The organism is Butyricimonas sp. RTP31003st1_G1_RTP31003_210430, from assembly GCF_040920905.1.
GTDB lineage: Bacteria > Bacteroidota > Bacteroidia > Bacteroidales > Marinifilaceae > Butyricimonas > Butyricimonas paravirosa.
Map to the genome: position 1 here is coordinate 1 of NZ_JBCOSQ010000019.1, position 14270 is coordinate 14270.

The 14270-nt window shown below is 49.4% G+C and carries 10 protein-coding genes and 1 riboswitch; of the genes, 6 read left to right on the plus strand and 4 right to left on the minus strand.

Features of this window, described 5'->3' with window-relative positions; all coding sequences use genetic code 11:
* Positions 1–118: 118 nt before the first annotated feature.
* Entirely contained in the window at positions 119–577 is a 459-nt protein-coding gene (locus AB5542_RS07740; RefSeq protein ID WP_087422086.1) for a hypothetical protein, read from the minus strand.
* Positions 578–648: 71 nt separating this feature from the next.
* On the opposite strand from AB5542_RS07740, the gene AB5542_RS07745 reads away from it, so the two are divergent.
* The 6 genes from AB5542_RS07745 to AB5542_RS07770 all read left to right on the plus strand — a co-directional run bounded on the left by AB5542_RS07745 (position 649) and on the right by AB5542_RS07770 (position 10107).
* On the plus strand, positions 649–1158 hold the full coding sequence (locus tag AB5542_RS07745; protein ID WP_279040340.1) for a hypothetical protein: 510 nt from the start codon (positions 649–651) through the stop codon (positions 1156–1158).
* A 217-nt stretch (positions 1159–1375) separates the two neighbouring features.
* Positions 1376–3466, plus strand: a complete 2091-nt coding sequence (locus AB5542_RS07750) for a M3 family metallopeptidase (protein WP_279040342.1) — start codon at positions 1376–1378, stop codon at positions 3464–3466.
* 165 nt (positions 3467–3631) lie between these two features.
* Positions 3632–3694: riboswitch (Fluoride riboswitch) on the plus strand.
* Positions 3695–3723: 29 nt separating this feature from the next.
* Positions 3724–4101 carry a fluoride efflux transporter CrcB gene (gene crcB / locus AB5542_RS07755; protein ID WP_279040344.1) on the plus strand — a complete coding sequence of 126 codons (378 nt, stop codon included), beginning with the start codon at positions 3724–3726 and terminating at the stop codon, positions 4099–4101.
* 237 nt (positions 4102–4338) lie between these two features.
* Positions 4339–5478, plus strand: a complete 1140-nt coding sequence (locus tag AB5542_RS07760; RefSeq protein WP_034502406.1) for an efflux RND transporter periplasmic adaptor subunit — start codon at positions 4339–4341, stop codon at positions 5476–5478.
* Positions 5475–8573, plus strand: a complete 3099-nt coding sequence (locus AB5542_RS07765) for an efflux RND transporter permease subunit (RefSeq protein ID WP_279040346.1) — start codon at positions 5475–5477, stop codon at positions 8571–8573. The genes AB5542_RS07760 and AB5542_RS07765 overlap by 4 nt, the downstream gene beginning before the upstream one ends.
* A gap of 175 nt (positions 8574–8748) precedes the next feature.
* Positions 8749–10107, plus strand: a complete 1359-nt coding sequence (locus AB5542_RS07770; RefSeq protein WP_087422080.1) for an efflux transporter outer membrane subunit — start codon at positions 8749–8751, stop codon at positions 10105–10107.
* Between the two features lie 376 nt (positions 10108–10483).
* Here the strand turns inward: AB5542_RS07770 and AB5542_RS07775 are convergent, their stop codons facing one another.
* The 3 genes from AB5542_RS07775 to kdpB all read right to left on the minus strand — a co-directional run bounded on the left by AB5542_RS07775 (position 10484) and on the right by kdpB (position 14257).
* Positions 10484–11278 carry a hypothetical protein gene (locus AB5542_RS07775; RefSeq protein WP_279040349.1) on the minus strand — a complete coding sequence of 265 codons (795 nt, stop codon included), beginning with the start codon at positions 11276–11278 and terminating at the stop codon, positions 10484–10486.
* A gap of 336 nt (positions 11279–11614) precedes the next feature.
* Positions 11615–12190 carry a K(+)-transporting ATPase subunit C gene (locus AB5542_RS07780; RefSeq protein ID WP_279040351.1) on the minus strand — a complete coding sequence of 192 codons (576 nt, stop codon included), beginning with the start codon at positions 12188–12190 and terminating at the stop codon, positions 11615–11617.
* A gap of 27 nt (positions 12191–12217) precedes the next feature.
* Positions 12218–14257, minus strand: a complete 2040-nt coding sequence (kdpB, locus tag AB5542_RS07785) for a potassium-transporting ATPase subunit KdpB (RefSeq protein WP_279040353.1) — start codon at positions 14255–14257, stop codon at positions 12218–12220.
* Positions 14258–14270: the final 13 nt, after the last annotated feature.

Sequence of the window (14270 nt, forward strand, 5' to 3'; positions counted from 1 at the left end):
GTCACCAGCTCCTCCTCTGTTTATAGAGGAGGTGGCACGAAGTGACGGAGGAGTTTTTGGAAATAAAATGACTTTTGCCACACTCCTCTTGTTTTTTAAGCGGAGTTACTAGATTTTACTAGGCCTTTTTCGCTTTGTACGTCACTTTCGTCTCCATCGCATCCATGATCGTGGCTTTCACCAGCGAATCGAGTTCCCCGTCCTTCACCGTTCCCGTGGCGGTCACTTTCATTGGCATTCCATTATACGTGTAAGTAAACGAGATATTCAGCTTGTACACGGTTTTCCCATCTTTCACTTCCGGTTTCACGGAAACCCCGTTCGAACGATAGTTAAACTTCTGCCCGTTGGGCAACATAAAATCCTTCACCACCACGATCACACTATCCCGGTGAGTCCGTTGCAATTCGAGCTTTAACTTCATCTTCTGTTGCATGATTTCGATAAAAGCCTCCCCGTTATACGTCCCGGCAACAGCTGCCGCATGGTCTTTCTTATTCGTGTTATTCACCGGCGTGGCGTTCATCGATCCCCCGACCGCGAAACATAAAAGAAGAAGTAATCCTACAAATTTCATAATCCTGATGGTTTAATTGATAAAAGTTTATATTTTTAGCCGTCGAAAATACAAAAATAAATCAATAGTTCATGAAACGGAATATTTTCTTTATCGGGATATTATTAGTCATTATTTCAACAACTTCATTATTAACCTCTTGCAATAGTTGCAGCGACCGTAGGGCACACGACGTTTCATCTCTACCCGGCCTGTACGAGGGCGAGGCCACGATCATCCTGCCCGACCACGTGAAGGCCATGCTCAAACCCGACGCTAACGGCAACACGCTTATTCCCGAAGGTCCGATTCCCTGTAAAATCAGCATCACGGCGGATACCAGCAAGAATGTCACGCTGAATCTCGTGGACTTCACCATGCCCGTGAAAGGCATCACGGTTAACCCGGCATTGAGCAAAGTAACCGAAACCGATTCCACTCTTAACTTGGAAGGTGGCGGTAAAGTATCTGTCGGTCAACAGACCATTTCCTACACTCACAAGGGGAAAGTGACCGAGGATCAACTTAACCTTGACATCATGGTAACCGTGATCCCGATGATCGTGGAACCCAAGATCGTGTTCAAGGGGAAAAAGAAATGAGTTTATAAAGTGCATAAGGTTCATAAAGTCAAAAGGTCACAGGTGTCCTTCGGACAGTGTTTAACGGCAGCACAAGCTGCCGTAGACAAAGCGCCCCGCAAGGGTCCACAGACCTTATGAACCTTACAAACTTTATGAACTTTATGAACTCTATAAACTTTCCAAACTTATTTGTAACTTCGTGACCGAAATTTCGAATACAAAATCTATAAAAACAATGAGAAAAACGACTTTTATGGCTGCAATTATTCTTCTTGTGGCATCTTGCGGAAAGACGGAACAAAACCCGCTTTTATCGAGTTTTGACACTCCCCACCAGACGCCCCCTTTCGATAAAATCAAGGCCGAGCATTACGAACCGGCTTTTGATGCGGCTATCGAGGAAGCCAAGAAAGAGGTAGAGCAAATTGCCTCTTCGAAAGAAAACCCGACATTTGAAAACACGATCGTGGCACTGGATAACATCGGTGAAAAAATGAATGCCATTTCCGGCATATTCTTCAACCTGAATGCTTGTCTCACTGACAGTCTGATGCAGGACATTGCTCAAAACGTGTCCCCGAAACTGACTTCATTCAGCCACGCTATCTATATGAACCCGCAACTTTTCGAACGGGTAAAACAAGTTCACGAGCAAAAAGCGACTTTGAACCTGAATCCGGAACAGACCATGTTACTCGAAAACACGTGGAAAGCCTTCATCGACGGGGGAGCAAACCTAGAAGGTGCCGACCGCGAGCGTTTCAAAGAGATTTCCATCGAACTGGGCAAGCTAAGCCTGACTTTTGATAAAAACGAACTGGCCGAGACTAACGCGTTCGAGTTGCACGTGACCGACGAGAAAGACCTTTCCGGTCTCCCCGAAGGAGCCAAGGAAATGGCTGCCATGACGGCCAAACAACGAGGCAAGGAAGGATGGATATTCACCCTCCACTACCCGAGCATGGGTCCTCTTATGAAATACGCCGACAACCGGACATTAAGAGAAAAAATGTATCGTGCCAACTCGACACGAGCATACAAAGACAACGAGTATAACAACGAGGAAGTGGTCAAGAAGATCACCGCCCTGCGTCTGGAAAAAGCGAAACTCATGGGTTACCCGACCTACGCGAATTATGCATTAACCGATCGCATGGCCAACACCCCGGAGATCGTGAATAATTTCATCGCCGAATTGCACGAGGCGTCCTACCCCTATGCACTCAAAGATAAAAAAGAGGTAGAGGATTTCGCCCGCAAAGCTGGCTTAAAGGGAGAATTGCAACGTTGGGACTGGTCCTATTACTCCAACAAATTGATGCAGGAGAAATACGCCCTTGATGACGAGATGCTGAAGCCCTACTTCAAACTCGAAAACGTGCAGAAGGGTGTCTTTGACTTGGCAACCCGTCTCTACGGTATTACCTTCAAGGAAGTGAACAACATCCCGTTATATCACCCCGAGGTAAAAACCTACGAGGTATATGACAATGACGGATCGTTTCTTGCCGTTCTCTACACGGACTTTTTCCCGCGGGAAAGCAAGGGAGGCGGAGCATGGATGACCCAGTTCCGCGGTCAGAAAATGGTTAACGGTAAAGATCAGCGCCCGTTGGTATCGCTCGTGATGAACTTCACGAAACCAACCGACACGAAACCATCCTTGCTGACATTCAACGAGGTAACTACTTTCTTGCATGAATTCGGCCATGCTCTTCATGGAATGTTCAGTAAATGTACTTACGGTTCCACGTCCATGGACGGTGTGTCCCGCGACTTCGTGGAATTGCCCTCGCAATTCATGGAAAACTTCGCCCTCGAAAAAGAGTGGCTTGACACATGGGCCGTACACTACCAGACCGGAGAGAAAATTCCGCAAGAATATATTGACAAAATCAAGAAATCATCCAATTTCCAAGCCGGGTACGCGAGCGACCGTCAGTTAAGTTTTGGCATGGTCGACATGGCATGGCACACGATCACCGAACCTGTCACCGAACCTCTCGTGAACTTCGAGCAACGGGCTATGGGCAAAACGGAGATAATGCCTCTTGTGAAAGGTAGTGCCTTCTCTCCCGCTTTCGGACACATCTTTGCCGGGGGATACGCTGCCGGATATTATGGCTACAAGTGGGCAGAAGTACTGGATGCCGATGCCTTCTCGTTATTCAAGCAAAACGGTATTTTCGACAAGGCTACCGCCGAATCGTTCCGCCGCAACGTGCTGGAAAAGGGCGCATCAGAAAACCCGATGACACTCTACAAGCGCTTCCGAGGCCAAGAGCCGACCGTTGACGCTTTACTGGAAAGAAACGGGTTGAAATAAGCCAAGATTGCCGCTTGCAAGTTGCAGGTTACAGGTTAGCAAGTTACAAGTTCTCGACTCCCGCACAAGGAAGAATTGGAAAAGATTGTCGGGAAAAAGAACTTGTAACTTGTAAACTTCTAACCTGCAACTTGCCAAAGGCAATAAAAAATCATACCTTTGCGCCCAACTTATGGTAATGGTATCTACCTCGAACCGCTTGAAAAAGCTGATGATGCCTACATGTAAAATGTTAAACCATTAAGTAGGCGTAGTATATGTTCAAAACACTATTTATCATCGGTCTCGGAAGCTTCTGCGGGGGAATATTTCGATTTCTCCTCACTCGTTTCGTACAAAATCATTTCCTTGCCGCGTTCCCTTTTGGCACGATGATCGTGAACATCACAGGCTGCCTGTTGATCGGGATTTTTTACGGGTTGTTCGAGCGAAGCAATCTACTTAACACAGACCTACGTCTGTTCTTAACCGTGGGTTTATGCGGGGGATTCACCACGTTCTCCACTTTTATGAACGAGAACTTCGTGTTATTAAGAGAACAAAACTATTTATATTTTATGTCCTACACGGTCCTCAGCATTGTACTGGGGTTAACGGCCGTTTACGTGGGACACCTCATTGTAAAAGCGTTATAACCCTATCCAAGCAATGAAAACCGTAGCGAGCATGAAATCAACTTGCCCCCTCCACAACTTGTGGTATTATTCTACACGGAAACACGCCGTTTTTGAAATGGACAAACGAACAGAATTCATAAATAACATTGTATCTCAACAAGATAACTTATTTTTACAATATCACGTAAAAATGTAGCATGTTATTTTCATAGCATAAGAAGAATTACGACGAAAATGTATACAAAATCAATTCATATGAAAGAATTAGGAATAGCAATTACACTCGTGTCATTCATTCTCTTGTCCGGATGTAAAGACAAGACCGAACCGGAACGGCAAGTAGTGGCTGTAGAAAAAGTAGGAGTAGATAACGTGGAAATATACGGGGAATACGTCGGGCAGATCCGGGCGAAAGGATTCGTCGAGGTGAGAGCCCGCGTGGAAGGTTACTTGGAACAGATGCTTTTCGAGGAAGGAAAGCGCGTGAAACGGAACCAGCCCCTTTTCAAAATAAACAGTGACCTTTACCAAGCACGTGTTGACAAGGCAAAGGCTCAACTGGCAAAAGATCAAGCCCAAGAGGCAAAAGCCGAGCGTGACGTGGAACGCCTGCGCCCCCTTTACGAGCAAAAGGCTGCCAGCCAGCTTGACCTTGACAACGCCGTGGCTGCCTACGAGAGTGCCAAAGCGAACGTCGCCATGAGTAAAGCCGACCTAGCACAAGCTGAACTCGAATTAAGCTACACAACCGTGCGTTCCCCGATTGATGGATATATTAGTGAACGGTACGCTGACATCGGTACACTGGTCGGTCCCGGAGGGAAATCCCAATTGGCCACCATCGTGGAGAGTGACGAGGTACTCGTGGATTTCAGTCTTACCGCCCTCGACTACCTGCGTAGCCAGCAACGGAATGTAACCCTCGGGGAAAAAGACGCCAACCGGTCATGGCAACCCAGCGTGACCATCACGCTGGCGGATAACTCGGTTTATCCCCTAACCGGAATCGTGGACTTCGCCGACCCGCAGGTAAATCCCCAAACGGGTACATTCGGCGTGCGTGCCGAACTCCCCAATCCCGACAGGAAACTATTGCCGGGACAATTCACGAAAGTAAAGTTGTTACTCGACGTGCGTGAAAACGCCATCGTCGTTCCCAGCAAGGCGGTCGCCATTGAAAAAGGCGGCGCCTACATATACGTTGTCCGCCGCGACAGTACAGCCGAGAAACGTTTCATCGAAACCGGCCCCGAAGTGAATAATCATACCGTGGTAGAACGCGGGCTTGGACCCGACGAGCTGGTTGTCGTTGAAGGCTACCACAAACTAACCCCGGGTGCGCTCGTGAAACCCGTGAGCCCCGAAATGATTAAAGAGGAGGAGGTTGCATTATGAAACCCGGTTTCTTTATTGACAGACCGATATTCTCGGCTGTGCTATCTATCGTCATCGTGCTGGTAGGATTCATCGGGTTGTTCCTACTTCCCGTGGACCAGTACCCGCAAATCACCCCTCCCGTCGTGAAAATATCCGCATCCTATCCGGGAGCCAGTGCCGTTACCGTTTCACAGGCGGTAGCCACTCCCATCGAACAGGAACTGAACGGAACACCGGGAATGTTATACATGGAATCGAGTAGCTCCAACTCGGGAGGTCTATCAATTACCGTGACTTTCGACATATCCACGGATGCCGAACTGGCCGCCGTCGATATTCAGAACCGCGTGAAACTGGCAGAATCCCGTCTCCCGACAGAAGTCGTGCAGAACGGGATCAAGGTGGAGAAACAATCTTCCAGTCAGTTGATGACTCTCACGCTGACCTCATCCGACCCTCGTTTTGACGAGATATACCTCAGTAACTTCGCCACCATCAACGTGCTTGACGTGCTGAAACGTGTTCCCGGCGTGGGACGTGTTTCCAACATCGGTAGCCGTTACTACGCCATGCAAATCTGGATTCTTCCCGACCGTATGGCCAATTTCGGGTTAACGATCAAAGACTTACAAAATGTACTGAAAGATCAGAACCGGGAATCCGCGGCCGGGGTACTCGGCCAGCAACCGATGAGCGGAACGGACATCACCATCCCCATCACGGCTCCGGGACGTCTTTCCTCCGTAAACGAATTTGAAGAGATTGTCGTCCGAGCAAATCCCGACGGTTCCATCATCCGTTTGCGCGACGTGGCGAGAGTATCGCTGGAGGCCAGCTCGTACAACACGGAGAGTGGATTGAACGGCGAGAATGCTGCCGTACTCGGCATCTACATGCTCCCCGGTGCGAATGCCATGGAAGTGGCCAAGAACGTGGTGAAAGCCATGGAAGAAATCAGTAAAGATTTTCCGGAAGGAGTAAGTTATAACATCCCTTTCGATATCACAACTTACATCTCGGAATCCATCCACGAGGTATATAAAACCCTGTTCGAGGCGCTTTTCCTCGTGATCTTCGTCGTGTTCCTCTCCCTCCAAAGCTGGCGGGCCTCCCTGATTCCCCTCGTTGCCGTTCCCGTGTCCCTGATCGGAACTTTCGGGTTCATGCTGGCCTTCGGGTTCTCGCTGAATATGCTGACCCTGTTGGGACTGGTACTTGCCATCGGTATTGTCGTCGATGATGCCATCGTGGTCGTCGAGGGTGTTGAACGTATCATGGAAGAAGAGGGATTGTCGCCCTACAAGGCCACCCGTAAAGCCATGAAAGAGCTGACGGGAGCGCTGGTTGCCACCTCGCTCGTGCTGGGAGCCGTGTTTGTACCCGTGAGTTTCCTACCGGGAATCACCGGTATGCTTTACCGTCAGTTTGCCATCACGATCGTGGTGTCCGTGTTGATCTCGCTGGTTGTGGCCCTGACGTTAAGCCCTGCCATGTGTGCCATCCTGTTACGCCCGTCTAACGGGAAGAAGAACTTCGTGTTCCGTAAAATCAACGAGTGGCTCGCCCGCGGGAATAACAAATACGTTCATTTTCTGCAACGGGCTCTTGCCAACCCCCGACGAATCATCGCCGGGTTCGGAATGGCTATCGTCTTCATCATCGTGTTAAACCGGGTAATCCCCAGTAGTTTCCTGCCGGAGGAAGACCAAGGATATTTCAAAGTAGAACTGGCGTTACCCGAGGGAGCCACGCTGGAACGCACCCGCAAGGTGACGGAACGTGCCGTCGATTACCTGAAGGAACACCCTGCCGTGGCATACGTGCAGAGCGTGGCGGGAAGTAGTCCCCGTGTCGGGACAAACCAATCCCGCTCGGAATTGACCGTTATCCTCAAGCCGTGGGAAGAACGCAAGAAAGGCGGAATGTCCCTGAAAGAAGTGATGAATGATGTCCGCACCGAGTTCAAACAATACCCGGAGGCCCTTGTATTCCTCTCCACCCCGCCCGTTATCCCCGGATTGGGAACGTCGGGAGGATTCGAACTACAAGTGGAAGCTCGTAACGGGGCCACCTTCGAGAATCTGGTAGATGCTGTCGACACGCTGGTGAAATACGCTGCAAATGACAAGGCCCTTTCCGGGGTATCTTCCTCGTTGCAAGCCGAGATTCCCCAGTTGTACTTTGACGTGGACCGTGACCGGGCCCAATTCCTAGGAATACCCCTAGCCGATATATTCTCCACGATGAAAGCATACACGGGTTCGGTGTATGTCAATGACTTCAACATGTTCAACCGGGTTTACAAGGTATATATGCAGGCGGAAGCCCCCTACCGGATGCAAAAAGAGAACCTCAATATGTTCTTCGTGAAGACATCCAAGGGAAACATGGTTCCCCTGACGGCCCTCGGTAAAGCGGAAAATACCACGGGTCCCGGATCGATCAAGCGATTCAACATGTTCACGACAGCCATCATCAACGGCGAGGCTGCACCGGGTCACAGTTCGGGAGAGGCCATGAAAGCCATCGAGAAACTAGCACGTGAACACCTGCCCGACAACATCGGTACGGAATGGAGCGGTCTTTCCTTCCAAGAGAAGAAAGCGGAAGGACAAACCGGGATGGTGATGTCGCTCGTCTTCATCTTCGTGTTCCTCTTCCTTGCCGCCTTGTACGAGAGCTGGTTCGTGCCGATTGCCGTGTTGTTATCCTTGCCGATTGCCGCTCTCGGGGCTTATCTCGGCGTATGGGTATTCGGTTTGGAGAACGACGTGTACTTCCAGATCGGTTTGGTAACGCTGATCGGACTGGCAGCCAAGAACGCCATTTTGATCGTGGAATTCGCCAAGGTAGAAGTGGATAAAGGTGTTGATGCCGTACATGCGGCCATCACCGCTGCCCGAGCCCGGTTCCGCCCGATCTTGATGACCTCTCTGGCCTTCGTACTCGGTATGTTGCCCATGGTCCTTGCCACGGGTCCCGGATCGGCCAGCCGTCATTCCATCGGTACCGGAATCTTCTTCGGTATGATCGTTGCCATCACCGTTGGGATCGTCCTTGTACCCTTCTTCTTCGTGCAAATTTATAAGGTAAAAATGTGGAGAAAGAAATAGTTTATAAGGTTCATAAAGTTCATAAGGTTTATAAAGTGACGGGTGTCCTTCGGACAGCGTTTAACGGCAGCCCGAGCTGCCGTCAACAAAGCGCCCCGCAGGGGTCCATAAACCTTATAAACTTTATAAACCTTATGAACTTTACAAACTTTATAAACCCCAAAATATCACAGTCATGAAACACTATCACATCATACTCGTTGCCGTGCTTGTCGGAGGTCTAGCGACTTCCTGCAAGATTGGTAAAAAATATACTCGTCCGGAATTGGATTTACCGACAACAATTGCCGACACGAACAGTTCAGACACGACGACCGTAGCTGACATCCAATGGCCGACGATCTACACGGACACCGTGTTACAGCGTCTCGTCAACACGGCACTCACTTACAACAAGGATCTGCTGGCTGCCGCAGCCCGGGTGAAAGAAAGTCGTTACGCCCACCGCATGGAGAAAGCGAACCTCTTCCCCAAAGTCGGTGCAGACGCGCTCGCTGAAAGAGAATATGACCGTTCTCCCGGTAACACGTTCAACGTGGAGGCCACCCTCTCTTGGGAACTTGACCTTTGGGGAAAACTCCGCTGGAGTTCACAGGCCAGTTTGGCTGCCTATCTCCAAACCGTGGAAGGACAAAGAGCCCTACACATGACGTTAGTTTCACAAGTGGCACAAGCCTATTTCGAGCTACGGGCTCTTGACATGGAATTAAGTATTGTCAAACAGACCTACGAGGCTCGTGTAGAGAGTGTTCGTCTGGCAAAACTACGTTTCGAAGGCGGGTTGACTTCCGAAACAGCCTATCGTCAGGCACAAGTGGAACTAGCGAAGACCACGACCCTTGTTCCTGACCTTGAAAGACAGATCCGGTTGAAAGAAAACGAAATATCCTTGCTCACGGGCCATTATCCCGGGGACATCCCCCGCGGGGAAAACATCGATCGGCAAACGCTGTTGACCGATCTTCCGGTAGGATTACCCTCTTCCCTGCTTGAACGCCGTCCCGACATCCGGCAAGCGGAATATAAACTAAAAGCGGCAAACGCTAAAGTTGGTGTTGCCTATACCAGCCTTTTCCCGCAAATCACGCTGACGGCCAGATACGGACGGGAAGATAGCGAACTCAGTGACTTCCTGAAAGCACCTTACTTTTACTTGGGAGGTAAACTACTTGCCCCCGTGTTCAATGCCGGGAGCAACCGGGCTCGTCTTAAAGCCGCCCGTGCCGCGCTGGAGGCCGAGACGTACAGCTATCAACAGACCGTTCTATCCGCGTTCAAGGAAGTTGATAATGCCTTGACCACGTTCTCGAAAATACGGGATATGCGGGAATCAAGAGCCCGGTTGGAAGAGGCCGCCCGCTCGTACATGGAACTAGCCAACTTGCAATATATTAACGGGGTGATCAGTTACCTAGACGTGCTTGATGCCCAAAGAGGTTACTTCGATGCCCAGATCGGCCTGAACAATGCCGTGCGGGATGAACTGCTTTCCGTCGTTAATCTTTACAAAGTATTAGGTGGGGGATGGCAATAAAACATCCCCCCCAATTTTTCCCACTGGTCTTAGATTTAGTAACTGTAGATTTTAGAATCCTTAACTCCTTGTTCGGTAAGTTACCGGTAAGTTACCGGTAAGTCACCGTAAAGTTACCGTAAAGTTACCGATAAATGTCGGTAACGGTCAAATAACTTATCACTGATTTTTACTTGCTTTTTCGCATATAAACTTAAGGTAACCAGAATGTTACAATGACCTATCAAGAACCGTAAAAGAGTACCCCAAGTTGTAGAAATAGGGCTAATATACGGTAACATTACTCATAACACACTACAAATCAAAAAGTTACAAGAAACAAAGTAAGTTAATTTGAACGATTAAAAACAGGATTTTTCCCCTTAAACGCACAGGATTATTGTAAAGTGAACCCGAAAACAACATGTGCATCCTGCGCGGCAGGGTTCAATATCACTCGGCTAAAAACAGGCAAGGAAAACCTCTTTGAAATCCGAATCTCTTTCGCGGCGGATAACGCGATATTACACACATCAAAACCTCCGGTTCCATACATATTCCGGCTCTCGTAAGGAGTAAAACCCAGTGTTGCAGTCAGGTTGATCTGCCGAACCGTGAACGGGTAATTCAATTCCACGTAAGAAGAATAATTCTGTTTCCCGTCCCGGGCATCCTTATCAGCTCCCCAAAACATCGTGTTCCAAGCCACGGACAAGGGAAACCTCTCGGAAATTGTCCACGAAATCCCGGCCTCCAGACGATGTTTCGTGTCATGATTGTCCAAATTAAAATACTTGGCAGAAGAATTATCCTCTTTTTCCCAGAACTTGTCACCTTCCCACCAGTAGTCGGCAACAGACACGGATACACGTCCGAAACTGTAGGCAGCCGTAATATCAATTTCCTTGTGTAAATCGCTGATCTCTTTCGATCCCCAAACCGTAAGCGAGAAGTTACCCGCACTCATTCCCAGAGTTGGTTGGATACTGGCTCCGGCATTGTAAGCTCCACGCCATACGTAAGAACTCACCACGTCGGCACTCACTTTAAAATTCACCTTGCCGACATCATGATTCTCACTCGTTACCTTCTTTTCAACCTTCTTCTCCACGGGAACATTCTCTTGTCCACACACATTTAAAGCAAGGAGCAAAGCCCCTGCCATCATCATTGTTTTCTTTACTAATTGCATATTAAAACTTATTTAATTAAAGGGTAATAACATCCCTTGCGGTCACCCGACCGTTTCCTCCATTTTTAAGAAATCGGGGGTGTCCCCAAAAGTCATTTTTTAAACTCCCTCCCCCCTTCGGGGTACTCCCTCTATAAACAGAGGGAGAGTTGAAATACTCCCTTTCTTCGGGAAGAGTCACCAGCTCCTCCTCTGTTCTCCCTCCCCATCCCCCCTTCGGGGTACTTCCCCTCAGGCAGGGGAAGAAAGAGGTGGCACGAAGTGACGGAGGAGTTTTTTTGAAATCGGGGGATGGACGCATCCCCCGATGCAAAATAAACACCTAACTAAATCAAACTAATCGGCTTTCTCGTCCAAGGCCATATTTAGTTTTAGAACATTCACTTTCGACGGGCCGAACATCCCCAACAAGGGGCCTTGTTTCACCTTTTCAACAATCGCTTTCACCGCCTCTTCCGACATTCCCCGAGCTTCGGCAACCCGTTTCACCTGCACGTAGGCCGAAGCCACGGAAATATCCGGGTCCAAACCGCTGCCGCTGGCCGTCACAATATCGGCAGGCACGTCCTCCCGTTTCAGGTAGGGATGTTTCACGAGAAAAGTATCGATACGACTCTCCACCTCTTTCAGATACTCCGGGTTCGTCGTTGCCTTATTACTTCCGGCCGAACTGGTTGCATCGTACCCGTCACCGGCACAGGAAGGCCGTCCCCAGAAATAAATATCCTTCGTGAAATTCTGTCCCACGTTAGCACCCCCGACCACTTTCCCGTCAAGCACTGCCACCTCGGCGTTTCCACCGTTCGGTCCTGCCACCTTGGCAAACAACCAAAGGACAAGTATGTAGAAAACACTAAAAAAGACACAAAATACAAGGGTCAATCTGAATGATTTCAATAAATTCGATTTCATGATTATCTTCATTTACAAGTTTCCATTTTATAATAACCAACCGATCAGTAGATCGATCAACTTAATCCCGATAAAGGGGGCAATAATTCCTCCCAACCCGTAGATCAGCATATTCCGACGTAACAAGGCTGAGGCTCCGATCGGTTTGTAAGCCACCCCCTTCAACGCCAACGGAATCAGTAACGGGATGATAACAGCGTTAAAGATCACCGCAGAAAGAATCGCGCTTTCAGGGCTGTGTAATCCCATGATATTCAACACGCCCAGCGAGGGAATTGTTGCCATGAACAAGGCAGGAACGATAGCGAAATACTTGGCGACATCGTTCGCTATACTGAACGTGGTCAACGTACCCCGTGTCATCAATAGCTGCTTCCCGATTTCTACTATTTCGATTAACTTCGTCGGGTCATTGTCCAAATCGACCATATTTCCCGCCTCTTTCGCTGCCTGTGTTCCACTGTTCATAGCAACCCCCACGTCGGCCTGTGCCAAGGCCGGGGCATCATTCGTTCCGTCTCCCATCATGGCCACCAATTTTCCCTCTTGCTGTTCCTTCCGGATGTACTCCATCTTGTCTTCCGGTTTTGCCTCGGCAATAAAATCATCCACACCGGCTTTCTGAGCAATATACTTTGCAGTCAACGGGTTATCCCCTGTCACCATCACCGTTTTCACACCCATTTTACGCAACCGCTCGAAACGTTCCCAGATACCCGGCTTTATAATATCCTGTAACTCGATAACTCCCAGAATCTTCTCGTTCTCGCAGACTACCAGCGGTGTTCCCCCGTTACCGGAAATCGTGCGGATCCTTTGTTCCGTTTCCAGCGGGAATTCGTTCCCGGCTCTCTCCGCGATCGCACGAATGGAATCGAAAGCCCCTTTCCGAATCCGGGTACCGTCTGCCAAGTCCACCCCGGAACAACGGGTTTCGGCAGTAAACTTGATCATCCGGGTCACGGCCGTGTCAATATCCCTCATCCGGAGATGACTCTCCCGCCCTAGTTCCACGATAGACTTTCCTTCCGGTGTCTCGTCGGAAAGCGAAGACAACATACAAGCTCTCACGAAATGCTGTTCATCCACCCCGGCAGAAGGATAAAAACGAGTGGCCTTCCGGTTACCGATCGTGATCGTACCTGTTTTATCCAACAACAACGTATCTACGTCACCCGCCGTTTCGACCGCCTTACCCGATTTTGTAATCACGTTGGCACGTAACGCCCGGTCCATCCCGGCGATACCGATCGCCGAAAGCAATCCCCCGATTGTCGTCGGGATCAAGCACACGAACAGAGATATAAAAGCTGCCACCGTGATATTGGTTCCCACGTAATCACCAAAAGGTTTCAGCGTCGCGCAGACAATCACGAACACCAGCGTGAACCCGGCCAACAAGATAGTCAGCGCAATCTCGTTCGGGGTCTTCTGGCGAGATGCACCTTCCACCAGAGCGATCATCTTATCCAAAAAGCTCTCACCCGGCTGGGTCGTCACCTGTACACGGATCTTATCGGAAAGGACCTTGGTTCCCCCGGTCACGGAACTCTTGTCCCCTCCCGCCTCGCGGATCACCGGGGCGCTCTCACCTGTGATGGCACTCTCGTCAATAGAGGCTAATCCCTCGATAATTTCCCCGTCGGAAGGAATCACGTCCCCGGCCTCACACTCGAAGACATCTCCTTTCTTCAATTGGGAGCTACTGATCACCTGTACTTTACCGTTCACGATCATCTTCGCCGGAGTCTCCTCTCTCGTTTTTCGCAAACTATCAGCCTGTGCCTTCCCTCTCGTTTCGGCGATAGCCTCGGCGAAATTGGCAAACAACAAGGTGATAAATAATATGATGGAAACAGCCACGTTATAACCGAATGACCCCTGATCCGTGATCCCGGCAAAAAGAAAATACAACGTGGCAACAATCATCAACACCGTACAAATCTCCACCGTGAACATCACGGGATTCTTTACCATCAGTCGCGGGTTTAACTTCACGAACGACTGCTTCAAGCTCTCCAGCACCAATTCCCGCGGGAAAAGTGAAGTTGATTTATTGGATTTCATATTCATACACGAT

Excerpts from the sequence above, each read along its gene's own strand:
- AB5542_RS07740 (WP_087422086.1), bottom strand. The coding sequence starts at position 577 with ATGAAATTTGTAGGATTACTTCTTCTTTTATGTTTCGCGGTCGGGGGA.
- AB5542_RS07745 (WP_279040340.1), top strand. The coding sequence starts at position 649 with ATGAAACGGAATATTTTCTTTATCGGGATATTATTAGTCATTATTTCA.
- AB5542_RS07750 (WP_279040342.1), top strand. The coding sequence starts at position 1,376 with ATGAGAAAAACGACTTTTATGGCTGCAATTATTCTTCTTGTGGCATCT.
- crcB (WP_279040344.1), top strand. The coding sequence starts at position 3,724 with ATGTTCAAAACACTATTTATCATCGGTCTCGGAAGCTTCTGCGGGGGA.
- AB5542_RS07760 (WP_034502406.1), top strand. The coding sequence starts at position 4,339 with ATGAAAGAATTAGGAATAGCAATTACACTCGTGTCATTCATTCTCTTG.
- AB5542_RS07765 (WP_279040346.1), top strand. The coding sequence starts at position 5,475 with ATGAAACCCGGTTTCTTTATTGACAGACCGATATTCTCGGCTGTGCTA.
- AB5542_RS07770 (WP_087422080.1), top strand. The coding sequence starts at position 8,749 with ATGAAACACTATCACATCATACTCGTTGCCGTGCTTGTCGGAGGTCTA.
- AB5542_RS07775 (WP_279040349.1), bottom strand. The coding sequence starts at position 11,278 with ATGCAATTAGTAAAGAAAACAATGATGATGGCAGGGGCTTTGCTCCTT.
- AB5542_RS07780 (WP_279040351.1), bottom strand. The coding sequence starts at position 12,190 with ATGAAATCGAATTTATTGAAATCATTCAGATTGACCCTTGTATTTTGT.
- kdpB (WP_279040353.1), bottom strand. The coding sequence starts at position 14,257 with ATGAAATCCAATAAATCAACTTCACTTTTCCCGCGGGAATTGGTGCTG.